The sequence below is a fragment of the Desulfotomaculum sp. genome, assembly GCF_982386235.1.
The window spans coordinates 1-25877 of sequence record NZ_CEVWQM010000008.1; the positions used below are offsets into that span (position 1 = coordinate 1).

24 protein-coding genes, 1 pseudogene, 1 riboswitch and 1 other annotated feature are annotated in these 25877 nt (G+C 45.3%); of the genes and pseudogenes, 2 read left to right on the top strand and 23 right to left on the bottom strand.

Annotated features, from left to right (window positions below):
• The 15 genes and pseudogenes from AC1U9Z_RS06325 to AC1U9Z_RS06395 all read right to left on the bottom strand — a co-directional run.
• A pseudogene (locus tag AC1U9Z_RS06325) lies at positions 1-636 on the bottom strand (dissimilatory-type sulfite reductase subunit beta); the annotation flags it as partial.
• A 60-nt stretch (positions 637-696) separates the two neighbouring features.
• The gene (gene dsrA / locus AC1U9Z_RS06330; RefSeq protein WP_333531554.1) at positions 697-1899 is read right to left on the bottom strand and encodes a dissimilatory-type sulfite reductase subunit alpha; all 1203 of its coding nucleotides are present in this window, start codon (positions 1897-1899) and stop codon (positions 697-699) included.
• Between the two features lie 538 nt (positions 1900-2437).
• Positions 2438-3013, bottom strand: a complete 576-nt coding sequence (locus AC1U9Z_RS06335; RefSeq protein WP_479956431.1) for an indolepyruvate oxidoreductase subunit beta — start codon at positions 3011-3013, stop codon at positions 2438-2440.
• On the bottom strand, positions 3006-4787 hold the full coding sequence (gene iorA, locus AC1U9Z_RS06340) for an indolepyruvate ferredoxin oxidoreductase subunit alpha (RefSeq protein WP_479956433.1): 1782 nt from the start codon (positions 4785-4787) through the stop codon (positions 3006-3008). The genes AC1U9Z_RS06335 and iorA overlap by 8 nt, the downstream gene beginning before the upstream one ends.
• Positions 4788-4811: 24 nt before the next feature.
• A complete protein-coding gene (locus AC1U9Z_RS06345) occupies positions 4812-6110 on the bottom strand; it encodes a phenylacetate--CoA ligase family protein (RefSeq protein ID WP_479956435.1) in 1299 nt (432 codons plus the stop codon).
• The gene (locus AC1U9Z_RS06350) at positions 6107-7621 is read right to left on the bottom strand and encodes a sodium:solute symporter family protein (protein WP_333531550.1); all 1515 of its coding nucleotides are present in this window, start codon (positions 7619-7621) and stop codon (positions 6107-6109) included. Before AC1U9Z_RS06350 ends, AC1U9Z_RS06345 begins: the two co-directional genes overlap by 4 nt.
• A gap of 402 nt (positions 7622-8023) precedes the next feature.
• Positions 8024-9178 (bottom strand): aminotransferase class I/II-fold pyridoxal phosphate-dependent enzyme, encoded by a 1155-nt coding sequence (locus tag AC1U9Z_RS06355; RefSeq protein WP_479956530.1) that lies wholly within the window; start codon positions 9176-9178, stop codon positions 8024-8026.
• A gap of 38 nt (positions 9179-9216) precedes the next feature.
• Entirely contained in the window at positions 9217-9696 is a 480-nt protein-coding gene (locus AC1U9Z_RS06360; RefSeq protein ID WP_333531549.1) for an Lrp/AsnC family transcriptional regulator, read from the bottom strand.
• A gap of 40 nt (positions 9697-9736) precedes the next feature.
• Positions 9737-9958, bottom strand: a binding site (T-box leader).
• 44 nt (positions 9959-10002) lie between these two features.
• Positions 10003-11358, bottom strand: coding sequence for a germination protein YpeB (gene ypeB / locus AC1U9Z_RS06365; protein WP_333531548.1), 1356 nt, complete (start codon positions 11356-11358; stop codon positions 10003-10005).
• A 14-nt stretch (positions 11359-11372) separates the two neighbouring features.
• The gene (gene sleB, locus AC1U9Z_RS06370) at positions 11373-12077 is read right to left on the bottom strand and encodes a spore cortex-lytic enzyme (RefSeq protein ID WP_479956438.1); all 705 of its coding nucleotides are present in this window, start codon (positions 12075-12077) and stop codon (positions 11373-11375) included.
• Between the two features lie 185 nt (positions 12078-12262).
• A complete protein-coding gene (locus AC1U9Z_RS06375; protein WP_333531545.1) occupies positions 12263-13681 on the bottom strand; it encodes a cobyrinic acid a,c-diamide synthase CobB in 1419 nt (472 codons plus the stop codon).
• Between the two features lie 354 nt (positions 13682-14035).
• A complete protein-coding gene (locus AC1U9Z_RS06380) occupies positions 14036-14353 on the bottom strand; it encodes a TusE/DsrC/DsvC family sulfur relay protein (protein ID WP_333531544.1) in 318 nt (105 codons plus the stop codon).
• Positions 14354-14506: 153 nt separating this feature from the next.
• Positions 14507-15898 carry a (Fe-S)-binding protein gene (locus tag AC1U9Z_RS06385; RefSeq protein WP_333531543.1) on the bottom strand — a complete coding sequence of 464 codons (1392 nt, stop codon included), beginning with the start codon at positions 15896-15898 and terminating at the stop codon, positions 14507-14509.
• On the bottom strand, positions 15899-16717 hold the full coding sequence (locus AC1U9Z_RS06390; protein ID WP_479956440.1) for a respiratory nitrate reductase subunit gamma: 819 nt from the start codon (positions 16715-16717) through the stop codon (positions 15899-15901).
• A 141-nt stretch (positions 16718-16858) separates the two neighbouring features.
• On the bottom strand, positions 16859-17047 hold the full coding sequence (locus tag AC1U9Z_RS06395) for a 4Fe-4S dicluster domain-containing protein (protein ID WP_333531541.1): 189 nt from the start codon (positions 17045-17047) through the stop codon (positions 16859-16861).
• 428 nt (positions 17048-17475) lie between these two features.
• On the opposite strand from AC1U9Z_RS06395, the gene AC1U9Z_RS06400 reads away from it, so the two are divergent.
• Entirely contained in the window at positions 17476-17886 is a 411-nt protein-coding gene (locus tag AC1U9Z_RS06400; RefSeq protein WP_333531540.1) for a YlbF/YmcA family competence regulator, read from the top strand.
• A 52-nt stretch (positions 17887-17938) separates the two neighbouring features.
• On the opposite strand, the gene AC1U9Z_RS06405 is transcribed toward AC1U9Z_RS06400, so the two are convergent.
• From AC1U9Z_RS06405 to AC1U9Z_RS06440, 8 genes are all read right to left on the bottom strand, one after another.
• The gene (locus AC1U9Z_RS06405; protein ID WP_333531539.1) at positions 17939-18580 is read right to left on the bottom strand and encodes a thiamine diphosphokinase; all 642 of its coding nucleotides are present in this window, start codon (positions 18578-18580) and stop codon (positions 17939-17941) included.
• 65 nt (positions 18581-18645) lie between these two features.
• Positions 18646-19407, bottom strand: coding sequence for an ABC transporter ATP-binding protein (locus tag AC1U9Z_RS06410; RefSeq protein ID WP_333531538.1), 762 nt, complete (start codon positions 19405-19407; stop codon positions 18646-18648).
• 32 nt (positions 19408-19439) lie between these two features.
• Entirely contained in the window at positions 19440-20450 is a 1011-nt protein-coding gene (locus AC1U9Z_RS06415) for an ABC transporter substrate-binding protein (protein WP_479956443.1), read from the bottom strand.
• An 85-nt stretch (positions 20451-20535) separates the two neighbouring features.
• Positions 20536-21324, bottom strand: coding sequence for an ABC transporter permease (locus tag AC1U9Z_RS06420; protein ID WP_479956532.1), 789 nt, complete (start codon positions 21322-21324; stop codon positions 20536-20538).
• Positions 21299-21589 (bottom strand): thiamine-binding protein, encoded by a 291-nt coding sequence (locus AC1U9Z_RS06425; protein WP_479956444.1) that lies wholly within the window; start codon positions 21587-21589, stop codon positions 21299-21301. The genes AC1U9Z_RS06420 and AC1U9Z_RS06425 overlap by 26 nt, the downstream gene beginning before the upstream one ends.
• 149 nt (positions 21590-21738) lie before the next feature.
• Positions 21739-21847: riboswitch (TPP riboswitch) on the bottom strand.
• Between the two features lie 187 nt (positions 21848-22034).
• Positions 22035-22925: a glycine betaine ABC transporter substrate-binding protein gene (locus AC1U9Z_RS06430; RefSeq protein WP_333531535.1), complete on the bottom strand. Its 891-nt coding sequence runs from the start codon at positions 22923-22925 to the stop codon at positions 22035-22037.
• 12 nt (positions 22926-22937) lie between these two features.
• Positions 22938-23774: an ABC transporter permease gene (locus AC1U9Z_RS06435; RefSeq protein WP_333531534.1), complete on the bottom strand. Its 837-nt coding sequence runs from the start codon at positions 23772-23774 to the stop codon at positions 22938-22940.
• Positions 23755-24996 carry a quaternary amine ABC transporter ATP-binding protein gene (locus AC1U9Z_RS06440; protein ID WP_333531533.1) on the bottom strand — a complete coding sequence of 414 codons (1242 nt, stop codon included), beginning with the start codon at positions 24994-24996 and terminating at the stop codon, positions 23755-23757. The genes AC1U9Z_RS06435 and AC1U9Z_RS06440 overlap by 20 nt, the downstream gene beginning before the upstream one ends.
• A 240-nt stretch (positions 24997-25236) precedes the next feature.
• Here AC1U9Z_RS06440 and AC1U9Z_RS06445 point away from each other — a divergent pair, with 240 nt between their 5' ends.
• The gene (locus AC1U9Z_RS06445; protein WP_333531531.1) at positions 25237-25809 is read left to right on the top strand and encodes a GbsR/MarR family transcriptional regulator; all 573 of its coding nucleotides are present in this window, start codon (positions 25237-25239) and stop codon (positions 25807-25809) included.
• Positions 25810-25877 lie beyond the last annotated feature (68 nt).

Sequence of the window (25877 nt, forward strand, 5' to 3'; positions counted from 1 at the left end):
GGGGCAGCTAGCAGTCAGGGTTGGGATTTCGCACAGTTTGTGCAGGTTTTCGTGGTCAATTTTGGGTACGGTTCTGTGAATACCCAGGATCGCAATGTCAGAGCAGTGTACAGCACCGCACATGTTCAAACAGCAAGCCAGAGCGATTCTCATCTTGGCAGGCAGCTTCATGGTGGTGAAGTATTCAAACAGTTCATCCATTACGGCTTTAACGATACCGGAGGCATCGGTGGCAGGGGTATGGCAGTGTACCCAACCTTGGGTGTGTACGATGTTGGTAATGGAGTTGCCAGTACCACCAACGGGAACACCAATCGCGCTTAGATCTGCAATAAGAGCATCGACCTTAGCTTCGTCAGATAATAGGAACTCGATGTTGTGACGGCTGGTAAATCTCAGGTAACCATCACAGTATTTGTCTGCTAAGTCACATACTTCGCGAATGAAGTAAATACTAATCAAACGCGGAGAACCAGCGCGTACGGTGTACAGCTTAGCTCCGGTTTCAGAAACGTGTACGAGCACGCCGGGCTTTAAGATTTCATGATACTGCCATTTACCATAGTTCTCTAGGATAACGGGCGGCAACATTTCCTTATAGAGCGGCGGTCCAATGTCAGTTCTTGCTTGTGCCAATGTGGTTCACCTCTCCCCATTTCATTATTTTATGCGGCATCAGCCTGCATATTATTCAAATTAGTCCTGAACGGTTTCTTCAGGCCACCAGAAGAAGAATGGGTTTGCACGAGGAGCCATAACCATTTGAGGAATGGGCTCGACTTCAATAGCACGCAGGAAGTTACGCATACCCAAGCGAAGGATCAGTTCACCAATACGCTCACGGGTCTTACCGTTTTCATCCCACCACTCCCAGACTTTTTCTAAGAACTCTTTGAGTTCTTCATAGCCGGAGCCAGACTCAAGCTTCATGAAGGGAACGATTACCCAACCCATCATAGCACCTTGAAGAATAGGAGCTTTACCACCGATTAGGATGGTAGCGCCACGATCGTCCCCAGGACGTAATGCTTTGCACATTTTGTTAATGCAGTGCATGCAACGGGTGCAGTTAGCGTTGTCAATGGTTAGTTCGTTGCCATCCCAAGCCATGCACTTGGTGGGGCACTTGGAAACAACCAGACCATCAATATCAAAACCGCCGGCAACATACTCACGTACAGCTTCTTGATTGATCTTGATATCGTCTCTCCAGGTACCCTGGATAGAGATGTCAGAACGAGCGATAGAAGCTACGCAGTCGTTGGGGCAACCAGAAATCTTAATTTTGGACTTGTAAGGCCACATGGGACGGTGCAGGTAATCTTGGAACTCGTTGGTCAGATCATGACAGAGATCCAAGGTGTCGATCATTGCAAATTCGCAACGAGCGGGACCAGCACAGCAACTGGGGGTACGCAGGTTGGAACCAGATCCACCTAAATCCATTGGATGCGCTTCAAAGTTAGAAACTTCGTTAAAAATGGTTTGGATGTTTTCAGTGGTTGTCCCTAATAGTACCATGTCACCAGTGGAACCATGCAGGTTGGTCAGACCAGAGCCGTATTTCTCCCAAACATCGCACACCTGGCGTAAAGCCTTGGTGTTGTAGTACCAACCGGAAGGTTGGTTCAAACGTACGGTGTGGAAGTGTTCTACGTTGGGGAATTGCTCGGGTACGTCAGAGTAGCGACCGATTACACCACCACCATAACCCATAACACCTACCAGACCACCGTGTTTCCAGTGGGCTTTCTTTTCTACGTAGGAAAGCTCCAACTGACCCAGCAGGTCTTGGGAAGAAAGGTTGTTGGCAGCGGCTTTTTTAATTTCTGTTACGAAACTAGGCCACGGGCCTTTCTCGAGTTCGTCCAAGAGAGGAGTCTTCTTGGTATCGGTCATTAAGTTCACCTCCGTTTTTTTGTAAAAAGGATAGTATCTATCCCGCCATAATGGCACAGCCGGCCTCTTATCACTAAATCTAGTTCAACCCTTACAAGTTGCTTAAATCTAGTTAGTTAGACAAAAAAAGACAAACTTGTCCAACACGAAGATGCAGGCAATACGTTGTCTAAATTTGCACAATCCAGATCAACTGTAAACATTTATATTTCACATAAATTTTACACCTGTCCTCCTAGTCTGTCAACAGCTAATCCGACATGCAGAAGGCAGAGTTTTTTGCAAAATCTGAATTGCGGCAAAACTTTATGATGTTTATTAATTAATTGGTCAATCTTGAAGCAATGCCTTCTTGCTGTTCGGCTGCTAATTTCCTGACCACGAGACCCATTATAGCACATCCCGCTTAGGTTGTCTTGTAGGTTTTTCTGTTGACTTTAACAATTTTTGTCTGTCTTATATTCTAGGCCATGAGCTAAAGACCCTTAAAGGCTCATGGCCTAGCTTAAGTCTCCTAAAGCGGTCGGCTAAAAAACACCTATAGGTTGTAACCCTCTGCAAAGGCTTTCATATTTACATCAATAAATTTTTCCGGCACACGGGTTTTCAGGGCATTTAGCCATAACTCTTTGTCAATCGGAAGTTTCTTTGCCAAAAGGCCAACCAATACCACATTGATAACCTTTGGATTCCCACACTGCAGAGCGACATTCAATGCATCTACAACAATTGTATTGGGGGCCAATTTCACAACTCGCTCCAAGCAATCTTCAGGATAAACCGCTGCACCAGACAAAACTGGCACTGGGGCAATGGCCTGATCGTTAACAATAATGCTGCCACCATCTTTTAAATAGGGGAGCCAACGGAGAGCCTCCATTTTTTCAAAGGCTAAAATGACATCCGCATTCCCCTCAGCAATTAAGGGTGAATAAACCCTTTGCCCCAGGCGAACTTGAGTGACCACACTGCCGCCCCGCTGGGACATGCCTTTAATTTCTGATACCTTGATATCATAGCCGGCATCCTGGGCTGCCTTGGCTAAGATACGGGTGGCTAAAATGGTTCCCTGTCCACCCACACCAACTAGTAAAATATTTACTGGCTTAAGCATTTTGTTCACCCCGCTTTTTTAGGGCTTTTTTGTTGCAAACTTGAATACAAAGACCACAGCCCCTACACTGAATGGCCGAAACACTAACCGTGTCTTCTTGGCGGCTGATGGCTGGACAACCAAGGTTTAGACATACGCCACAGTTAATACATAGGTCATTGTCCACTTCCACCGGTTCAGAGATGACCGTCCCTTTAAGCAAAACGCAGGGCTGTCTAACGATAATAACGGATGGCTCCAAAGCTGCCACTTCTTCTTTAATGGCCTGATCCAATTCCTTTAAATTCGACGGGTCGACAATTCTTACCCGTTTAACCCCCACAGCCCTGGCAATGCCCTCTAAATCCACCTGTGGGGCAGGTTTGCCCATCAGGGTCGAACCGGTGCCCGGGTTTTCCTGATGACCGGTCATGGCAGTGGTTCTGTTATCCAGAATCAGTACAGTCAATGTTCCACCGTTATAAACAACATCCATTAAGCCAGTGATCCCTGAATGCATGAAGGTACTGTCACCAATGACGGCAACGGTTTTACGGCCCATCTCAGGGTTGGCTTTTTCCATACCCAGAGCAGCCCCTACACTGGCTCCCATGCAAATACAGGTATCTATGGCACTTAGCGGGCTTAAGCTGCCCAGTGTATAACAACCAATGTCACCACTAACTACTAATTTTTGTCTTTTCAGTGTGTAGAATACAGCCCGGTGAGGACAACCAGCACACAGAACCGGTGGCCTCCCTGGCAGTGGTTCAGCAGTGGCCGCAGCTTCCTTGCCGGCCTGATCTTTTATTTGAAATTCCTCAGCTACGTCAATGCCAGCCTTGGCTAAGCTGTTAGCAATCAGTGCGGAACTAAATTCCCCGTAGGAAGGGAACAATTCTTTGCCAATTACCTTAATGCCCATGGCCTTGATTTGTGCTTCTAAAAAGGGTTCTAGTTCCTCGATAACAAAAAGTTTGTCTACCCCGGCCGCAAATTGTTTAATAAGATTTTCCGGCAATGGGTTGGTCAGGCCTAATTTCAAAATTGAAGCCTGGGGCAATACTTCCTGGACGTAATCATAGCTAATGCCACTGGTAATAACACCAATATTCGTATCTTTCCACTCGATAAAGTTTAAAGGACTATTCTCACTGTATTCCTTTAACCGTGCCATTCTTTCTTCCAAAAAGACCCGGCGCAGGCGTCCATGAGCTGGCACCATAACATACTTTAAGGGGTCTTTGGCATAGGGCCGTAGGTCTCTGGGGCTTGGCTCCTTGATTTCGACAAAGCTCTGGGAGTGAGAAACCCGCGTGGTTACCCTGAGTAATACAGGCGTATCAAACTGCTCACTAATCTCCAATCCCAGGGCTACCATATCCTTGGCTTCCTGGCTGTCGCAAGGCTCTAAACAGGGAATTTTGTTCATCAAAGCATAATAGCGGTTGTCCTGCTCATTTTGGGAACTGTGCATACCTGGGTCATCGGCAGACACTAGAATGAGTCCTCCGCTGACACCGGTATAAGCCAAGGTAAACAACGGATCTGCGGCCACGTTAACACCTACGTGCTTCATGGTCACCAAAACTCTGGCCCCGGCTATAGATGCCCCGGCACCGACTTCTAGGGCCACTTTTTCATTGGGCGACCACTGAGCATAAACATCTGGGTACTTGGCAAAATTCTCTAAAATCTCTGTACTGGGTGTGCCCGGGTAGCCCGCACCAACCGTGATACCCGACTCATAGGCACCCCGGGCAATGGCAGAGTTGCCGGAAAGTAGTTCCTTCATGGCTTCAACCTCCCATAATAAGGTCTATTTATTTCTCAAGTCGATTACTCGCTTTGCTTTTCCTGCTGTACGTTCCAGGGAACGAGGTTCGAGAAATTTCACCTTGGGACCAATGGAAAGTACTGCTTGCAAGTGGGCTCGAACCTTCCCTTCTAACCTCTCAAGATCCCGCCAATTACCGGTAAAGGCGGTATCTTTCATTTCCACCTGAACTTCCAATACATCCAGATAGCCTTTCTTTGTTACGATTAACTGATAATGGGGGGCAACCCCATCTATGGCTAACAGGGCATCCTCAATCTGGGATGGAAAGACGTTGACGCCGCTGATAATTAACATGTCATCTGTTCTGCCGCTTACTTTACGCAAGCGGGCTGTGGATCTGCCGCAGGCGCAGGGCTCTGTGGTTTTTACTGTGATATCCCTGGTACGGTAACGTATAATGGGCAGTGCTTCCTTGGTCAGGCTAGTAATAACCAACTCACCTTCTGTACCATCCGGTACGGATTCGCCGGTTTCCGGATCAATCACCTCAACCAAAAAATGGTCTTCGGAAATATGCATACCCCTTCGTTCTTGACATTCACCTGCTACACCCGGCCCAATAATCTCACTAAGGCCATAATTGTCGGTGGCAAATAAGCCCCAGGCTTCTTCAAGCTCAGTTCGGATGCTTTCAGTCCATGGTTCTGAACCAAACAGGCCTATTTTTAGGCCTACGGATTTGGGGTTTATCCCCATTTCCCTGGCCACCTCTGCCATGTGCAGGGCGTAGGAAGGAGTACCAATTAGGGTAGTTGCCCCAAAATCCTGCATTAGCATAATTTGTTTTTCTGTCTTGCCGGTAGAAGCAGGTACCACGGTTGCCCCTACCTTTTCCAGGCCGTAGTGCAATCCAAAGGCCCCGGTAAACAGACCGTAGCCAAAGCTGACCTGAGCCACATCTTCATCGCTAACCCCGGCGGCCGTAACCATCCGGGCCACTAGCTCGGACCAGGTTTCGATATCATTACGGGTATACCCTACAACCGTGGGTTTGCCAGTGGTTCCAGAGGAAGCATGGAGACGCACCACCTTTTTCATCGGTACGGCAAACATATTAAAGGGATAATTGTCACGTAAGGATGCCTTGGTGGTAAAGGGCAGTTTCGTTATATCGTCTATCCCATTAACATCCTCCGGGCTCACTCCATGCTGGCTAAAGAGTTCTCTGTAATAAGGTACATTTTCATAGACATTCGTTACGGTTTGCCGAAGCCGGGAGGCTTGCAGATTTTGCAATTCCTCCCGGCTGATGGTTTCTAACTGTTCATTCCAGATCATAGCTGTTCCACCTTTTTATTTTTGACGCCCCTTATTCCCGTGGGGAAATCCTTACCAAATACCTGCCTCAGGTGACTTTCTGGCAATGGCTCTGTGACCATACTAACCAGAGGCAATACCACTAAAGGAACCAGCATGGCCAAAACCCCCACCGTAGGAATCAGTCCGGCATCCAGCTTGACGTAGAAGCTAAAGATGATCGAAATGGTTAGCCCCGTAAGGGAAGCAAGCCAAGCCCCTTTGGCCGTGGCCTTCCGCCAATACAGACCGATCACATAGGGGGCCAGAAATGTTCCGGCGATGGTTCCCCAGGAGATAGCCATTAGACTTAATATAATGGTTGGCTTGGCCAGAGCAAGGGTCACGGATAAAGCAATAAATACCAAACAAAAGAACCTCATTAAACCAACTTTCCGTCTATCGGGAAGCTTTGGCGATAGGCCCTGTATAATATCAATGGTTACTGCTGAACTAGACACCAAGACCAAGGATGCCAAGGTGGACATGGATGCAGAAAGCACCAGTAACAAAAGCAAGGTTACTGCCCATTCCGGCATGATGTTCATCAGCATCTGCGGAATCAGCAGATCCGGATTCGGTTTGCCGGTTAGGGCATCCACCGGGACCTTATCAAAAAACAGCCGCGATAAGCTGCCTGTAAAGTAAGCTCCTGTTGTAATTACCAGAGCAAATAGAGTGGATACAATGGTGGCTGGACGAATGGCTGCTTCATCCTTGATAGCGTAAAATTTTTGTACCATTTGGGGTAGGCCCCAGGTACCTAAACTGGTCAAAATGACGAGGGAAGCAATGGGTAACCAGCCTGGCGCCCCCACAGGTGCTACCAGCTTTGGATCTATGGCCTGTAATTTACTTACAACCTGCCCTAAGCCACCAACCTGAGGTGCTCCTAAAACATAGTAAAGCAAGGTAAAAACACCGAAAATCATAACGGTTCCCTGCACCACATCGGTCAGGGCTACCGCTCTATAGCCGCCAGTTACCAGGTACATAGCGGTTAAAACCGCCATGCCAATGGCTGCGAAGGTATAGGAAATGCTAAAAACTTGTTCAAATAGATAGCTTAAGCCCATAAATACCGATGCAGAGTAAGGGATCATAAAGACAAAAATAATCCCGGCAGCAAACATCTTGAAACCGGGTGCCTGGTATCTTGCCTCGAGAAATTGTGGCATTGTTAGTGCATTTAAACGAACCGTCATCTGTCGGGTTCGTTTGGCCAATACCCACCAGGCCAACAAGCTCCCTAAAAGTGTATTGCCCACCACAATCCAAAGAGTAGATAAACCAAAGCCCCAGCCCACCTTACCGGCATAGCCAATAAAAATGACCGCCGAAAAATAGGTTGTGCCAAAGGCAAAGGCTGAAAGCCAAGGCCCAACGGATCTACCCCCTAGAAAAAAATCATTGAGGGTTTTGTTGCCTCTCATGCAAAAAAGCCCAATAAATAAAAGAAACCCTATAAAAAGGGTCAAAAATATCCCTTTCATTCTTCCTTCCTCCCGTTCTACATTTGTGTGCATTCATTCCTACTTCTTTGCTACCCTAATTGCTTTTTCTTACCTACCTACAAAATAACCAAGTAACCAAATAGCTACCTAACTACCTAACCATTCTCCAACCCACTGTCCTACAGAACCAAAATCACCTACCGTCCTACCTACCACCTCCCTAATTAATGCAACATTAGGATATATTTTATATGGTTATGTCATTTTCTGCAATAAGTTATAAGAATCTTTTTTGATTTTTATTTAGCTTTTAGCAATTTCAGCGGTAACGGGCGACCAGAGGCAGCCTACAAGCCCATGGCTCACGACCACTTTTCAGGATAGATAGCTAATGGCTAGTAAAAACCACCGGCTGGTACCGGTGGTTTTGTTAGGAACTAATTAAATATATACTTGTTTGGTTGCATTTATACCATGACGTTTGATAAAGCGACCGATTCTTTTAATGGCTTCGGTTAGGTCTTCCACCGAAGAGGCGTAGGAGCAGCGAACGCAGCCTTCTCCGCCGGGACCAAAGACATCACCCGGTACAACTGCTACCTTTTCTTCCATTAATAGGTTTTCTGCAAATTCAGCGGCAGTTAGACCCGTATCACCTATATAAGGGAAGGCATAGAAGGCACCCCCTGGCTCAAAGCAGGGTAAGCCAATTTCCTTAAAGCCATGCACCACCAAACGACGGCGGCGGTTGTATTGGTCCACCATATTATCCACAGCAGTTTTTCCATTACGCAGTGCCTCTAGGGCGGCATATTGCGCTGTAACAGGTGCACAAAGCATGGTATATTGGTGAATCTTCGTCATGGCGGCAATGAAGTCTTCATGGCCTACCGCATAACCTAACCGCCAGCCAGTCATGGCATAGGCCTTGGAAAAACCGTTTAGGATAATGGTACGGTCCCTCATACCCGGCAGTGAGGCAAAGCAGGTATGTTGGCCATGATAGGTGAGCCTTTCGTATATTTCATCGGCTATTACCAAGAGGTCGTGTTTTTCTACCAACTGGGCAATTTGCAGCAGGGTTTCTTTATCCATAATGGCCCCAGTGGGATTGTTTGGGAAGCACAGAAGCAATACCTTGGATTTAGGTGTAATGGCCGCCTCCAATTTATCGGCAGTTAGTCGGAAGTTATCCTCCATACTGGTGGCCACGGTAACAGGCACTCCACCCGCCAGGGTTGTGCAGGGTATATAGGATACATAGCAGGGTGTGGGTATAATCACTTCATCTCCGGGGCTAATCAAGGTGCGTAAGGCAATATCCAATGCCTCACTAACGCCCACTGTAACCAAAACTTCTTTCCTGGGGTCATAGTGGACCCCCTGACTCCCCATATATTGGACAATTTCTTCCCTTAGCTCCAACAGACCGTGGTTGCTGGTGTAACTGGTTCTGCCCCTGTTTAAAGAGTAGACACAGGATTCCCGGATATGCCAGGGTGTAACAAAGTCGGGTTCACCCACGCCTAGGGATATTACTCCCTCCATCTCCGCAGCTAGATCAAAAAATTTTCTAATGCCGGAGGGTGGTATCATTTTTACCGCTGGGTTAATATAGTCGCTCCACTTGTTACTCAAGGTTGAATCACCAGCCTTTGATCCGTCTCACGATCTTCAAAAATAAAGCCATCCTGCTTGTAGGTTTTTAAGACAAAGTGAGTTGCCGTGCTGAGTACATTTTCGATGGTGGCTAATTTTGTTGCTACGAAAAGGGCTACCTCTTTCATGGTTTTCCCTTCAATAAATACTGCCAAATCATAGGCTCCGGACATGAGATAAACATTTTTAACTTCCGGGAAGCGGTAAATGCGTTCGGCTACGGAGTTAAAGCCAACATCCCGTTGGGGTGTCATCCTTACTTCGATCAGGGCATTTACTCTTTCAACTCCCGCTTTTTCCCAATTGATTAGGGTAAAGTATTTAATAATTGTTTTGTCTGCTTCCAATTTTTCAATAATCATTTTTACTTCTTCTTCTGATCTTCCCGTCATAACCGCTATTTCCTTGGCAGTTAAGCGACTGTTGCATTGTAGTAATCCTAAAATTTCTAACATTTCATGCACCTCCATGTAAAATAAAAAACCCCATCCCTAAAGAAGGGACGGAGTTTATGTTTCCGTGGTACCACCCTAATTGATTACCCCGTTTACTGGGTAACCCACTCGGTCTTCGGTAACGGCGAAGAGAACCGGCAAAGCTTACTTTGAATTTCGGCTAGCTCTCTGGGGTGGCCTAGCAACTCCATTGGCCGGGCTTGCACCTGCCCCGGCTCGCTGCAACAATTAACATTGCTTTCTTCCCCATCATCGATTTTCTTGTAATGTAGATTAAGTGTATCATTCACTTTATACTCTGTCAATTTACATTGTTAAAATTCCATTTTTTTGCTCAATTAATTTTAATACATTATCCGTTTTACCCGTGATGGCGTTTACATAGACCAAATAAGTTTCCCCGTTAATATCCCCGGTAATTTCATAGGAGAATCTTTCTTTCCCATCATCCGTTGGAATAATGGCCAATCTTGTCCTGGTAATTGCCATTCTCTTGTTTACCTTTCCTCTGGCCTCACTGTCACTAATTTTGGGTGCCGGAATATCTCTTTCCTTGTGGGCCATGAGGTACCCCCGGGCGTCAAAGCCAATAATTTGGCCATCGTCCAAAGCCACACTGACTTTTAATTGATCCGGATAGAGTACAACTCCCCGTTCTTGTGGTATAAAATTAAAAATTACGCGATTGTCCTGGGTCTGATGATAAACATTAACAGTATTTTGATAACCCCTTGATTCTAGAAAGTTTAGTGCTTTATCCCTTGCTTGATCAATGGAAAGCTTGGGTGCACCAATCGTTCTACTGTCCATATACCAGACTATTTTACCGCCTTTATCACTGACATTACCTACGATACGTCCGGCTTGGCCGTTCCGGGGGATCAATTCGATGGTATAGCCGGGTATTTTTTCTTTCGTACGACCGGCTACTTGGGCCCGGTAGGATTCATCATCTGGAATATCCACAAATTTTCTGGCTATGTTTCTAGCTTCATCGGCACTTGTCGGTTCGTTTCCTAAACCAACCGGCGCAGCTCTGTCCAGGTGATCTGAAAAGGGACCGTCATAAATGAGGGTCGGAAAGCCTTGCATTTGTTGGTCAATGCTTTGGAAGTTACTAGACCCCCCTGTGGGTGCCCCTTTATCCAACTCTTGCCTTGCTGATTGAGTAATTTCCGCAACAGTAAGTCTGCCGTCAGCTACCTGCCGCTCCATGCTTTGCAAATCCCTGTTTAATTGGGAGGCCTGTCGGTAAAGGCTGTTTAAAATATTAAATTCCTCATCGGCCAGAGACTGTCCACTGGTAATTTTCTTAACTTCCACTCTAGCAAAATCACCAGATTGGGCTAAGAATTTGGCGGTTCGTCCCACTATATCGGAAGTCAGTGGCAATTGGGTAAGATTTTCCCTCGCTCCCTCTGCCTGCAGCCAAATTTCCGAAAAGATTAAAGTGTTATCCGTATCCCCTGCAGTTGCCAATGTTTTACCAAGCAAAACCTCCATGTTTTGCACCCGGTTAATCAAGTTATAGAAAGACATTTGATATCGACTATTAAGGTAGTTCTCTAATACCACTTTATTTTGGTACTCTCTATAGCCCCAAAAACCAGCCACAGCTAAAATCAACAGCCCCACTAGGGCAGGCAAACCCCATCTCTTCATAAGCGTACCCCTTCCTATAATCCAAAGACATGATTTCCAATCTGTGTTACGATTTTACGGGACCAGATCCATTTACTCACTGGTTTATAGGGATTCCAGAAAAATGTTGCACCTCCAGTGGGGTCATACCCAGCTAAAGCGTCCTGGGCGGCCCGAATGGCATCGGCAGTTACTGCCCTATTATACTGGCCGTTAGCTACAGATTCAAAGGCCAAGGGTTGATATATTACGCCAGCCATTGTTTGGGGAAAACTGCTATGCTTCGTCCGATTGAGTATAACCGCACCCACTGCCACTTTTCCAACATAGGGTTCATCCGCAGCTTCTCCCATAATAACCCGGGCTAATAAATTGACATTATGATCATTTCCCACATAAGCAATCGTACCCGATGATTTAACGGTATAGGTAGTCTTCTTTGGGGGCGTGTATAATCCCATGGCACTGAAGGTTTTCTGTCCCACTAAACCATCCGCGGTTAAGCCATGGCGGGCCTGAAATTTCCTTACGGCTGAGGCTGTTTTTCCACTGAAATAACCGTCAACCGGTCCATCATAGTAACCCCAGTCCTTTAACCTCTGCTGCACTGCCCTTACCTTGGTACCACTGCTGCCCCAATATAATACATCATCCTGGGCAAAAGCATATCCTGCGATACTGCCTAAAAAGACAACAGTTAAAAGCCAAATTAAGTATTTTTTCCTAAGTCCCCACTGCATCTATTTCACCCCTACTTTTTTTGTTATTTTTCCTCAGGGCTTGAAAATTATGTGGAGCTCAAAAAGAAAAACTCCGAGAATTTCTAAAAGCACAAGGGAAGCACAAGGGGACGGTTCTTTTGTGTTGTTCTACAGAACAACACAAAAGAACCGTCCCCTTGTGCTCCGAGGATTAATGCAAAGGGCTACCTTTTCCAATCCTTTGCCAATTTTACAAAATACTGAGCCCAGTCGGTTTCAGCCACAGCATGGATGTGATTATAAAGGGCCAGCACATTTTTATAGCGTATCCCATCATACTCACCATTGATTCCGTGACCGCGCAATACCTTAAATGCAAAATTACAATTGGTGGTGTCCACATCAATCACCCGGGAGTTATGAAACTCATGTCCTTTAACGATTTTACCCGTGGGGTAGTAAGGGGTACCGGGCAGCACCTCTAGGTGCATATAACCGTGGCCCTGGGGTTTTTTAATCATTTCTACTTCCAATGGCAGGGCACCGACCATTTCAAAGGATTTGCCTTCCCAATGTATATGCCGACCCAAGTACATGAGCCCACCGCATTCTGCATAGACTGGCAAGCCCTGTTCAATCATTTGCTTTAAATGTTTCCGAAAGGAATGGTTAGCCTGAAGTTCTTGGGCCAAGATTTCCGGGAAGCCCCCGCCTATATAAAGAGCATCAATGGCTGGCAGCATTTGATCTGAAATAGCACTGATTTCAAGCAACTTAGCGCCAGCTTCTACCAATGCCTCAAGGTTTTCCGGATAATAAAAAGAAAAGGACCGATCACGAATTACGCCGATTATTGGTTTATCTCCCCCAGGCGAAGGCTCTAGCCGGTTTAGCCATTTTATCTCTACGGGTTTGCTAATAGGCTGTTCTTCCTCCAGCTCGGGCCAATGCCTGGTCATTTTAATAATACCGTCTATATCCAAGTATTGGGCTGCAGCAGTACCAATTTTTTGTACGGCTTCCATCAAGGCATCGTTTTCTCCCGCAGGGATTAGGCCCAGGTGTCGGTCCGGGATGGAAAATTGCTCTCCCTTCGGCATAACACCCAACACGGGCACACTACAATATTTTTCAATAGATGATTTAAGCATTTTTTCATGGCGACTCCGGGCCACTTGATTTAATATTACCCCACCCACTTTGACATCCGGATCAAAGTGAGCAAAACCATTCACCATGGCCGCCACACTACGAGTCATTCTCGTACAATTAATTACTAGCAGCACAGGTGCTTGGACAATCTTAGCGAGTTCACCTGCACTACCGCTGCCCTCAACATCAACTCCATCGAAAAGGCCCATAGCCCCCTCAATAATGGCCAAGTCGGACCCTTGGGCGTGCTTTATAAAATTTCGCCGGATGGCATTTCTCTCCATCAAGTAGCTATCTAAATTACGGCAGGTAGAACCGGCAACCTTTGTTAACCAACTGGGATCAATAAAATCCGGCCCCTTTTTAAAGGGTTGCACCTTAAGACCCCTAGCGGTTAGCGCGGCAATCAAGCCCACCGTAATTGTTGTTTTCCCCGACCGTCCCTGGGGTGCCCCAACCAACAGGCGCGGAATTTTGTATATATGAGACAACGTATCACCTCGTTTTAGCTGTTAGCCTTTAGCTATTATACTTTCATCGTTTAATGAACCACACCAGCAAAGAACGAAAATCTCAGGATGGACTGCCCCTGTCTCTCATGATATCCCTCTTGGCAGGGGATATCAGCAAAACTTAGGGAAAAGCTTGATCCTGTCTGGTATAGCTATAGAGTTTCTCTATCCATGTTTTTTATTCTCTATTCGCCGCCAATAACCTACAAGATATTTTAAAATTTTAATAGCCACCGGCTTATGGCGAATAGCTAATGGCTAAAGACTAATCGCTAAAAGGAAACACCCCCACCTGGGGAGATCCAAGTGAGGGCGTATACATTTTGCTTATTCTTATACGCAACCGGTGGGCTTGGGAAGGCCAGCCAGTTTACAAGCACCCTTAGCAGGGCCGGTGGGGAACAGTTCGTAAAGACCTTTTAGGCTGTAGCCGGTGTCTTTACACAGCTTACGAACCATGGGAGCAATACCGAATTGGAAGAAGTAGTCACGCAGGTACTTGATTACTTTCCAGTGATCTTCGGTTAGCTCATCGATACCTTCTTCTTTGCAAAAGTATCTAGCAACGTCTTCTGCCCAGGTGTCGGGGTTTAATAAGAAACCATCCTCATCAACTTCATATTGCTGGCCGTTTACTTCGATAAATGCCATCTAAAAGCGCACCTCCAGGAGTTTTTTTTATTAGCACCGCTTATGCGGAACTTTTATACCAGTTTATATTATATACTCTTTATGATATTTTTTGTAGTAGTACAAGCACATATTTTTTAGAAAAAACATATTGTAATATTTTAATATGTTTTTTTACTCATTAATAGGCGGATATAACGCTAATCCTACCAAGTCAATCAGACCTTTAACTTCTACACCTAGCTTGTGTTCTTTAACCATGGGGTAAAGTTGTGCTTTACAAATGGAGCAGGGAGCACATAGAATGCCGTCGCCATCTTTATCAACGCCAGTTTCACGTACTTGCTCTGCTTTCTTGGCAGAGAACTTGATACGCAGATCGTACATTTCTGGATCGTCGAACAGAATGGCAGAACCACCGCCGCAGCAGAAGTTGCGCTCACGGTTTGGCGTCATTTCAACAAAGTTAGAAACAGAAGCATTCATAACCACACGCAAGGTATCACTCATATTACAAGCTCTACCAAAGTTACAGGGGTCGTGTAAAGTAACCGGCCTGGTAACAACATCTTTATTCAGCTTAAGGGCACCCTTTTCGATGTAGTAACGTACTTCATCATGCAGGTGCACAATGGGAATACGACCAGGACGATCTAACATGCCGGGGAGATACATTTTGCCGGCACGCCAACCGTGACCGCACTCACCCCAAACAACCTTTTTGCAACCATATTTTAAAGCTTCATCAATGATGCGCATAGAGTTTGCACGTAAGGTATGGCGCTGGTCAAACAGCAAACCAAAGTTACCTGCCTCGGCAATCTCACTGCTGATGGTCCAGTTAGCGCCCAGGTAATGGAAGAACTTGGCTACGCCTGTCATCGTGTTAGGATTCAACATAAAGTCCGCAGATGAAGGAATATACAGAATGTCTGCATTCTGATCTATGGGCATCTTCATGTCCACACCCGTTTCATCCACTATGTCTTCACACAGGAACTCACAAGTATCAACCAACCCACCCTTAGGTATGCCCGTATGGTTGCCAGTCTTCTTCATAGCCGCACCAACCGATGCCTGGAGTTTGGGTACCATACCCAGCCAGTGCAGAAGCTGACGACCAGCCATGGTTACTTCACAGGTATCTAAACCAAAGGGACAAACTAGAGCACAACGACGGCACTCATTGCACTGGTAGTAGTAAGAGTACATTTTCTCTAGATCTTCCAGTTCCAAGTCCTTAGCACCGATGAACTTAGGAAAAAACTTACCCTCCGGAGTAAAATAGCGCTTATAAACTTTGCGCATTAAATCTGCACGGTTGGTCGGAATGTTGTAAGGATCCCTCGTACCAAGGTATGTGTGGCAGTTCTCTGCACAGGCACCACACTTGGTACAGGATTCAAAGGTAATCATTAGAGACCGAAACTTTTGACCTAATTCATTTAGGTGCTTAATGGCTTCTTCAACCTTTCGGTCATCCGGCACGGGATTGATATCAATCTTCAACATGTCCGCTGCGCTGGCTTTGACCGGTTGCTTTAAACCAGTTTCAGTTAATGGCATTTACTGCACCCCCCCTGAAGTGGATTGACCGCTGGAAGCGGCATGACCGGAACCACCTACTGGAATGCCGGGTAAACCAGGTGCTGGTTCAACAAGGGGACGGGTAAGAATCCACCGATGAGCAAACATGCCTGGAATATGCAAAAGTTTGCTAAAGGGAAGAATCATCGCTAAAATTTGAACCAACAATAAGTGAATTACAAATAATGGCTTGTGCATAACTTCCATGTCCGGTGTTATTGCCGAAAAGGTTAAGAGTTTTACTACATAATCACGAGCTGGTTCATAGTGCATGCCCCATTCGGGAACAAAGCGCATGATGTCACCCACTGTTACAATGGCAATCAATAGTATCAAGTGAGCATAGTCGCTGGGAGCAGATATCTGTCTTACTTCATTAATAGCCATTCTGCGATACAGTAAGTAGAACAGGCCCAATAACACTAAAATACCAAAGGATGTGCCCAGTAAATCGGATAGATATTCACTGAGTTCCGCAGAAGTCAGTCCAATGTAGTGAAATTGCAAGCCCAGTGTCCCAATACCTACAAGGTGTCCGCCCAAAACTGAAAAAAGAGCAACGTGCATAATCCATGCACCACTCCATAGAGCCTTATCGGCCTGAAACAGACTGCGGAAAAATACTGCTTCCGTAGCAATGTTTACCACAGCACCCGTTTGAGTAGTTGGTGCAGGGGTAGTCAGGGTAATGTTGTGAACAATGCGGCCATTGGCCCATCTGCCAATTCTGTAAAGAAGCCCAATTACTAATACCGCAATAGAAATATAAGGAAGAATCTGTAGGATGAAATAGGTCACTGCTACACCTCCTTTAAAATTTAAAACAAAGCATAATATTTTCTAATTAGTCAGCTCAACAAAAAAAAATTTAGTATTATGTCTCCACGTCCATAACGCCAGTTCCCTGCCCAGAACAAGCACCCCTATTAACGATCATGCTTACAACTCTTGAAGTAAACAAGCTTCGTTCGGACAAGTAACAACACAGGTTTCACAACCCATGCAATCGGTTTCTGCCCCAGTTACTTCTGCTTTACCATCAACCATGCCCAGAATACCTGCAGGACAAGCATCAATACATTCGCCACAACCTTCACACTTGTCGGAATTAATTGAAATTACATACATTCCACAACCCTCCTTCAGTAAATATTTAAGTCCATTGGGAGTGGGCTAGGGTATGGCATATATACCTTATGAGGGCATAACTCCCCTCAATATGAGGGTAATAATAAGCCTATTCGGTGTAACTTAAATTATTCCTTCTTAAATTGACAGATTTTTTGTTAAAATGTCATACAAATCAGCCTGTACATATTTCCCTCATAGACTATACCATTAAAAAGACGATTACGTAAAGATGCTCTTACTGTCTCACAGCGAAAGTTTCACCACCTTTACTTATTTTACTTCAATTACTCTTCATAATCAAAGATAATATTCCTAATCACAATTTATTCCAGATTTTCCCCTGATATTTCTTGTTTTAGTTATATTTATTTTTTAGTAGGATTTTTCTTATGATTGGAGAAAATAAACATGTGGAGGTGAAAATTATGTCAGTTTATGAAATGGCCATCGAGTTGGGTAAAAAGTTATCCACCACCGAAGAATATCAGGGAGTATTGGTTACACAAAAAGCAGTGGCTATGGACAAAGAAGCTCGCGCCTTGGTTAAGGAATTTCAAAGTTTGCAGCAATCCTATCAGCGGATGCAAATGATGGGTCACCAGCTTACCGAGGAAAATATAGCAACTTTGGAAGAACTGGAGAAAAAGGCCACGGCCAATCCTTTGGTAAAAGAATATTTAGGCGCCCAAGCCCTATTCTATGAAGTGGTCAACGAAGTTAACGGAAAAATCCAAGAAGGTCTCAAGGGTATTCCGGAAGATACCCCCGCCCAAGACAGCTGCAGTTGCTCTTCGAATGAGAGCGGTGCCTGTGGCGGTTCTTGCTCCGGCTGCTAAGATGCTAATAGGGGAGTGTCGCAGACATCAACGGTGTCTGGGGACACTCCCTTTAATCTTTACTTTTTATAATCAGCAGCAGGCCCTCTTCAACTTCTATTTTGCCCCTAGCTTCCTGTAACACATTGCTAATCCCCAGGGAATGACCAAGGTTCAAGGTTGCATTTGCCAAAGGGTATTGAAACCCACTAAGGTTAATGCCTGTAACCTGCATCGTTAAAGGTAATAGCGAAACTTGTGGAAAGCCATCCTGCTGGACCGTTATCTGATCATTCATCAGCATTATTTGATTTTTTTCCCCAACAATCTGGCAGGGCACACCTTGTTGTAAACCCTTAGCCAGCAAATGCACATTGGCCAAACTGTGGTCAAAACGGTCCCCCAGCGCACCAAACAGAATGATCTCCCTGGGTTTTTGCTGTAAAGCCCAGTTAAACGCTATTTCTGTATCTGTCTCATTTTTCATTACAGGGTCACAAGACATGAAATTCTTTGACTGCTGCTTAATGCTGGCCAATTCTCTTGGGGTGACCGAATCAAAATCACCCATGGCCAAATCCGGAACAATACCATTTTGGATTAGATAATAGGCTCCTCGATCAACCCCTAAAATAAAATCCCCTGTTGCCACCTGCGCCAGTGCCCAGGCCCCAAGATTACCCCCGGAAAATATTAATATTCTGCCTTTTGTCATCATTCTCACTCCTTTTAGCGAATGGCAGGGTATGAAGAAATCATAAAGATACGGTTTTTTCCGTACTATCCCTCGAGAAAGCCGTAAATCTTTTCTTTTATTTTTGTGAAGGCACCGTCGGTGGCAATACGTGGTCGACGGGGTCTCGGTAAGTCCACGGATATTTCAGCCTGTATCCTGCCTGGCCTAGATGAAAGAAGATAAATCCGATCTGAAAGAAGAATCGCTTCATCTATATCATGGGTAACAAATAATACCGAGTGTTTAAAATGTTGCCAAATATCCAAGAGCCATTGCTGCATTTGAACTTTTGTCAGGGCATCTAATTTCCCAAAGGGTTCGTCTAACAGCATAACATCTTTATGGCATAGATAGGTTCTTAACAGGGCTGCCCGCTGCCTCATCCCCCCCGAGAGCATATCTGGGTAGCTTTGGCTAAAGTTTGCCAGCCCAAAAAGGGGCAAAAATTCCTGGGCCTGTTGACGCGCCTTCTCTGTGGGGATTCCCTGTAACTGTAAGGGAATCATCACATTATCCAAAACAGTCCGCCAGGGAAACAGCAAATCATTTTGAGGCATATAACTAACAAATCCCCGTTTCCCCAGTATCGAATGCTCTCCTAATAGAATATCCCCTTGGTCCGGTCCAATAAGACCTGCCACTAAATCCAGCAGGGTGCTTTTGCCACAACCACTGGGTCCGAGTAGACTTACAAACTCTCCAGACCGCACCGTAAGGGAAACACTTTCTAGCGCAACTATTTGCTGCTGTTTATTTTGGTTAAAACTCTTACTTATGGCTCTCACCTGCAGCACCTGGCTGGACATCCTTTTCACCCCCTTGGTACGTTTTTAGCTTTTTACTGGGGTAGAAATTCGTTCGTAAAGGCTTCCTGGGCATTTATATTCTGTTCAATTAAGCCTCGTTCAAACATCCAGTTGGCATAACGCGCCCATACCTCTTCCTTTTGCTCTCCCCAGCGCGGGGCATCTTCCTGATATCTTTGACTTAGCCAGGCCTGGCTGTCTTTTACCAATTCTGGGTTTAGTTCGGGTGCATTCTTTAACAATATCTCCGCGGCCTGGTCAGGGTTTTCGATGCTCCACTGGTAACCCTTGGCAGTAGCAGTCATAAATTCCCTTACCAAATCCTGTTGTTCGGAGATATGTTTTTCATTGGTAACAATTAATGGTGTATAGTAATCTAGGGCTGGGTCTAACTCTTTAAGCATGATTAGGTTTAATTCCATTCCTCTTCTTTTTGCTTCTATACCATCCCAACCATAATAAATCCATTCAAAATCCGCATCCCGTCCAATGGAATTAAAGAAATCCGTGGCACCCAGGGTAACGTTTTGTACCTTATCCGATGCAACCCCCGCCTTTTCCATGACAGCTTTAAGCACCGCCTCTTCCATCGGGGAACCCCAACCACCATAGCGTTTACCCACAAAATCCTGAGGGGATGATATTTGGGCTTCTTTTAATGAAGCAAAGGCCGAGGTGTTGTGTTGAATCACTGCGGCTAAAGACACCAATGGAATACCAGTTGACCTAGCCTGGGTCACACTTTCTTGGTAGCTGACCCCAAAATCCGCCTTTCCGGCAGCCACCAGTTGATCCGTCGTACTGCCCTCGCCAGGCTGAATAATTTCTACTGCCAGACCCCTTTCCTTAAAATAACCTTTGTCCTTGGCTACATAGAGACCCGTGTGGTTGGTATTGGGAAACCAGTCTAGCATAACGGTTACTTTTTTCATTTCTGCCTGCTTACCCTGCTCCGGTGCAGCCTTTTTCTCCTGCGTGCAACCAGTAAATAACAACATCAGGCAGGCTAGTAAGCAGATAAGCTTTCCGTTTCTACGAATCATAGCAATTTCTCCTTTCCTTAACTAAATAGCATATAGCCATCCGCTTTTTGGCATGATTTCCTTAGGGATCACTCTTGCACCACGGCTAAATGGTTTCTTTTTTCCTGTAATACCAAGGCATGGTTAAGCGGGCAACTCCTTCGATGATTAGGTAGATCGCTAAACTAAGACAGGTAATGACAAGAATGGCCGCAAAAACGCGGTCTGTTAAATAGGACTGGGAGGAGCGGGTCATAAAAATCCCTAGTCCCTTTGTAGCCCCTAGCCATTCACCAATTACAGCCCCCATGACACTATAGGTCCCAGCGATACGCAGTCCGGAAAAAAAGAAAGGTAGTGCCGCGGGGAGCTTGACCATGGTAAAAATCCTCCCTGGGCCTGCCCCCATGGCGGATAATAGGCGAATCATCTCCCGGTCTACCAGCCGATAGCCATCGGCCAAATTAATGGTGATGGGAAAGAAGCAGACCAAGGCCACCACAAGCACTTTGGGCAGCAAACCATATCCAAACCAGATAATTAACAGCGGTGCCACTGCAATAATCGGAATGGTCTGGGAGACGATTAATAGCGGGTAAATAGCCTTTCGTAAGGACTGAGACCATTCAATGGCTGTGGCCAGAGCAATACCGATCACAACCGCTATGCCCAAACCCAGAGTTGTCTCATAGATGGTCTGTATACTGTGCTGCCAAAGAAGTTCCCTCGCCTGCCATAAAGCTCCTATAATTTGACTTGGACCGGGTAAAATCCACGGCTTTACTTGGCTAAGGTGTACTGCAATTTCCCACAGGACCAACAGGGACAGCAGGGTAAACCCAGGCAAAAAAATGGCGGCGAAGTCCCTTTTATCGGTATTTAGCGATCTTCTCATCAATGGTTACTACTCCTTCGGGACGATAGTGAATCTTTATGTAGGTCATCACTTCCGAGGCCCCCGCGGTTATGCAAGCTTCCTGTGCCCTTTTAACAAGCTCAATCAGTTTATCCATTTCCCCTTCCATTACGGTTTCCATCGGACCAACTTCATATTTAACCCCGGCTTGCTGCACAACCTCAATGGCCTTATCAACAATTTCATAACTGTTATCGCCTTTGGTTTGGGGAATTACCTGGAATCCTAAATTTACAATGGGCATGTTTTTACCTCCTTGACTAAATATTCTTATTAGAAAAAATTGGCTTGCGCCAAAGCGGAAGCCAATTTTTCTCTTATACATATCGGAAATTTTTATACTTTCCGATATGCCAAATAAAATAAGCTACCCCGGAAGGGTAGCTTTCATGCGCATAAGAATAGTTCCTGTCCCTCCGCTGGCATTACCCAGATCAGGTTTAACGGGTCGATACCTCTGTACCCTCTCAGCCAGTCACCCCCAGCTCCCCGAGCATATTTACTTGTGTTTTACTATATCAGTATTATCTTGATTTGTAAATGGACTTGATAGATGATAGGTCAGATAATAGCCATCAGCCTTCCGCTTTTTTGCACGCTTTACTTTGGGGTCTTTATGGCCCTAGGCCATGAGCTAAAACCCTTAAGAAAGACATGCACAAAAAGCTGACGACTGATGGCTAAAAATACTACTTATTTAGGTCTTCTATTGAATTAACATCCATATAAGACGGAACAACCAATCCGATTCTTGTTCCTTCCATATTAGGCCCCAGGTCTTCAAATTGGCCTTCGAATTCATTGTAGTAATCGGCGTGGGTAGCGGGTAGCCAAGCGGCAACAATGGCGTCTGCATCACCGGAAGCTAATCCAGCCCACATGGGACCAGCTTCCACTTGACTTAGTTCCACATCATAGCCGAGTTTTTCCAAGGCAATGGCCACAACATTGGCACTGGCAATCTCAGAGTCCCAAGCAACGTAGGCTAGGTTTATTTTGTCCCCTTGTACCGGCTCGATTCCCTCCAGCCATTGGTTTACTTTTTCTTCATTGTTTTTCATCCATTCAGCAGCTGCTTCTTGCTCAGGCTGGCCTTCCATGACAGCCACCATCACTGTTGCCATGTCCTCTGGCAGCCAATTGAATTTGTCTAATAACTGGTAGGCACTGGGATGATCCTCTTTAAATCCAGTGCGAACGATAGAATGAATAAACTCATCATCCCCATAGATCTTTTTGGGGTCTTCCAGGTATTTGAGGTCATATTTGGCAAATTTCCAGTGGGGTGTCCAACCAGTTATAATAATGGGTTCTTTCTTCTCATAGGCCTTCGTTAAGGCCGCTGTCATAGCTGCGCCAGAACCCTCCACAAGTTCCCAATCCTTTAGTTCATATTCCTGCAATGCCTTTTCCGTGGCCTTCATTATCCCTGCCCCTGGGTCAATGCCGATAATTTTGTAATCTACTTGCTCTCCTACACTTCCCGACTGTTTGGTTTCCGTATTTGTACCGCCACAGCCTACCATCAGTAATGAGATCATTAAACCAACTACTAGTAAAACCCATCCTTTTCTCTTCAAATCCGTTCCTCCTTATATTTGTTTTCGGCCAATATTTTGCGTCATTCTATCAAGGATAATAGCAAGAATGACAATGGCTAAACCAGCTTCGAAACCTGCCCCAATCTTAATTTGAGTTACCGCCCGATAGACATCGGCGCCCAGTCCCTTGGCCCCAATCATTGAAGCAATAACCACCATAGACAAAGCCAACATGATACACTGATTAATGCCTGCCATTATTGTAGGCTTGGCCAACGGAAGCTGTACCTTTAACAGTTTTTGCATGGGCGTAGACCCAAAGGCATCCGCTGCCTCCACCAATTCTTTGGGTACCTGCCGGATACCCAGGTTCGTCAAACGGATGGTGGGTGGCATGGCAAAAATCACCGATGCAATGACTCCCGGTACTTTTCCTAAACCGAAGAAAAAGATAGCTGGAATCAGGTAAACAAAGGCAGGCATGGTCTGCATAAAATCGAGGGTAGGCATGACCACATCCCTCACTGTGTCCTTTCCGGCACATAAAATGCCAGTGGGAATACCGATAATAACCGATATCAGTGCCGCTGTCAGAACCAAAGCCAAGGTTATCATGGTGTTTTCCCAATAACCTAGGTTATGCACCAAAAACAATCCCAGCAGTGTAAAGAGTGCGATAGATTTCTTGCTGAATTTCCAAGCCAATAGTGTTAAACCAATAATTAAAGCCCAGGCAGGAATGACTGTAAAAATAAAAGCAAAAAAATCAACCCAACCACTTATTACTGTGGAAATCAGGTCGAAAAAACCTCCTAGGTGATCATCCAAATAGCCCACAAATTTTTCTATCCACTTGTCAACAGGTATCTTAGGAAATAAGTTTGCCAAACCGCACAACCCCTTCCTTGACCTCTAATTCATTGTCAGCAGCTTGGTTTACCTTACCCGCAAGACCGCCTAATACTGCTCCTCTCACAATCACGCCTAGTAAACGGTGTTGTTCATTTACCACCGCAAGTGGTATAGGGGTAAAGGCAATTAGGTCAAATAGTTCGTTCAAGCGATTCTCCGGCGAAACGATCGGCACTTCTTTTTGCATAGCCTGTTCTAAGGTTAGGCCTTCCTGATTCGCTTTGGCAACTGCATCTGCTGTCACAATACCCAATAGGGTCTTTTTCTTGTCTACAACATAGAGGCTGGATACGCCGCGATCCCTCATTAGTTGTAACGCAACCCGAGGTCCACGATCTAAGGTGATGGTCTCCGGTCTCTTCATCACATGCTCAGCTGTAAGTACCTTGGACATATCTACATCCTGAACGAATTTTTCCACATATTCATCGGCTGGATTCGTTAGTATTTCTTCCGGTGTGCCCACTTGGACAATCCGGCCATCCTTCATCAGGGCGATTCGATCTCCAATTTTCAAGGCTTCATCCAGGTCATGGGTAATAAAGATAATGGTTTTCTGCATGTTGGATTGCAGCTCAATTAGTTCATCCTGCATATCCTTACGAATTAAAGGGTCCAAAGCACTGAAGGCCTCATCCATCAGCAATACATCCGGATCGTTGGCCAATGCCCGGGCCAGGCCGACCCTTTGCTGCATACCCCCGCTTAACTGATCAGGATAGCTGGTTTCCCAGCCCTTCAAACCTACCATAGCCAGAGCTTGAAGTGCCTTTTGGCGACGCTTAGCCACTTCTACACCCTGTACCTCCAAGCCATATTCTACATTTTCAGCAACTGTTCGATGGGGAAAGAGGGCGAATCGCTGAAAAACCATGCTTAATTTTTTTCTCCTAACTTCACGAAGCTGTTCCATGTTCATGGTCGCAATATTTTTTCCATCAATTTCAATTGTTCCACTGGTTGGTTCTATGAGACGATTCAGCAACCGTACCAAAGTTGATTTCCCGCTGCCGGATAATCCCATAATGACGAAAATCTCTCCCGCCTGGACCTGGAAATTGGCTTGGTTTACACCCACGGTCAAACCAGTTTCCTCTAATATCTTCTGCTTGGACCAGCCTTTTTTTAAAAGTTCTATCGCCTTATCCGGTTTTGGGCCAAAAACCTTCGTCAAATTTTGCACTTTAATTTTTGCCACACTTCCACCTCAATTTACTCAATTAGTAAACTTCTAAATATATTGTATAACCCAAAACATTTTTGCACAAAAATGGTATCGCCTTGTATCTGTCTATAATTTACGTAAAGTTTAAACTTTACATTGGCATGGTTCCGTATGCTCAGTTTTTCATTTTTATTCTTATAACATTCTTTCTTTACATTTAGCAATATAAACAGTAAAATGTTTAACAGTAATTCTCAGGAGGTCTTTCCCCCCATGGAAAAAACAAGTCAGAGCAACAAAGTAATGCCTTACGAGCAAGTCATTAGTAGGGCGAGGGATCGCGTGGTTGACGCTTTAGCTCGGAATATTGATTTATATGGCATCACCCTGTCCATTGGTCATTTATATGGAACCCTCCTCTTTCAAGATAAACCCATGACCCTGGATCAGATGGGCGAAGCCTTGGGTATGAGCAAAACCAGCATGAGCACTGGTGTCAGAACCCTTTTAGACTTAAATATGGTTAACAAAGTTTGGATGAAGGGTACTCGTAAGGATCATTATGAGATTGAACCGGACTGGTATCAAAATTTTATTGACTATTTTTCCATCAGGTGGCGTAAGGGCATTGACGATAACACCCAATCCCTTCGTAAATCCTTACAGGAATTAATCTGTCTGCAAAACAAAGAGGATTTACCGGAACCCTTACGGGAAATGGTAGAAAAGGATATTGAAAAAATCCAAAATGCCTTGGAATATTACGATTGGGTCAATCGCTTGATCGATACCTTTGAAAGTCACGAAATATTTAAGTATGTACCAAAAAACGAAGGAGCCGAATAGGCTCCTTCGTTTTTTGCTTTTAGCTTTAGTTAACAGCTAACAGAGGACAGATCCTTAAAAAGAACCTG

Bases quoted from the DNA above. Each gene is read 5' to 3' on its own strand.
- dsrA (WP_333531554.1), bottom strand. From the start codon at position 1,899: ATGACCGATACCAAGAAGACTCCTCTCTTGGACGAACTCGAGAAAGGC.
- AC1U9Z_RS06335 (WP_479956431.1), bottom strand. From the start codon at position 3,013: ATGCTTAAGCCAGTAAATATTTTACTAGTTGGTGTGGGTGGACAGGGA.
- iorA (WP_479956433.1), bottom strand. From the start codon at position 4,787: ATGAAGGAACTACTTTCCGGCAACTCTGCCATTGCCCGGGGTGCCTAT.
- AC1U9Z_RS06345 (WP_479956435.1), bottom strand. From the start codon at position 6,110: ATGATCTGGAATGAACAGTTAGAAACCATCAGCCGGGAGGAATTGCAA.
- AC1U9Z_RS06350 (WP_333531550.1), bottom strand. From the start codon at position 7,621: ATGAAAGGGATATTTTTGACCCTTTTTATAGGGTTTCTTTTATTTATT.
- AC1U9Z_RS06355 (WP_479956530.1), bottom strand. From the start codon at position 9,178: ATGATACCACCCTCCGGCATTAGAAAATTTTTTGATCTAGCTGCGGAG.
- AC1U9Z_RS06360 (WP_333531549.1), bottom strand. From the start codon at position 9,696: ATGTTAGAAATTTTAGGATTACTACAATGCAACAGTCGCTTAACTGCC.
- ypeB (WP_333531548.1), bottom strand. From the start codon at position 11,358: ATGAAGAGATGGGGTTTGCCTGCCCTAGTGGGGCTGTTGATTTTAGCT.
- sleB (WP_479956438.1), bottom strand. From the start codon at position 12,077: ATGCAGTGGGGACTTAGGAAAAAATACTTAATTTGGCTTTTAACTGTT.
- AC1U9Z_RS06380 (WP_333531544.1), bottom strand. From the start codon at position 14,353: ATGGCATTTATCGAAGTAAACGGCCAGCAATATGAAGTTGATGAGGAT.
- AC1U9Z_RS06385 (WP_333531543.1), bottom strand. From the start codon at position 15,898: ATGCCATTAACTGAAACTGGTTTAAAGCAACCGGTCAAAGCCAGCGCA.
- AC1U9Z_RS06395 (WP_333531541.1), bottom strand. From the start codon at position 17,047: ATGTATGTAATTTCAATTAATTCCGACAAGTGTGAAGGTTGTGGCGAA.
- AC1U9Z_RS06400 (WP_333531540.1), top strand. From the start codon at position 17,476: ATGTCAGTTTATGAAATGGCCATCGAGTTGGGTAAAAAGTTATCCACC.
- AC1U9Z_RS06405 (WP_333531539.1), bottom strand. From the start codon at position 18,580: ATGACAAAAGGCAGAATATTAATATTTTCCGGGGGTAATCTTGGGGCC.
- AC1U9Z_RS06410 (WP_333531538.1), bottom strand. From the start codon at position 19,407: ATGTCCAGCCAGGTGCTGCAGGTGAGAGCCATAAGTAAGAGTTTTAAC.
- AC1U9Z_RS06415 (WP_479956443.1), bottom strand. From the start codon at position 20,450: ATGATTCGTAGAAACGGAAAGCTTATCTGCTTACTAGCCTGCCTGATG.
- AC1U9Z_RS06420 (WP_479956532.1), bottom strand. From the start codon at position 21,324: ATGAGAAGATCGCTAAATACCGATAAAAGGGACTTCGCCGCCATTTTT.
- AC1U9Z_RS06425 (WP_479956444.1), bottom strand. From the start codon at position 21,589: ATGCCCATTGTAAATTTAGGATTCCAGGTAATTCCCCAAACCAAAGGC.
- AC1U9Z_RS06445 (WP_333531531.1), top strand. From the start codon at position 25,237: ATGGAAAAAACAAGTCAGAGCAACAAAGTAATGCCTTACGAGCAAGTC.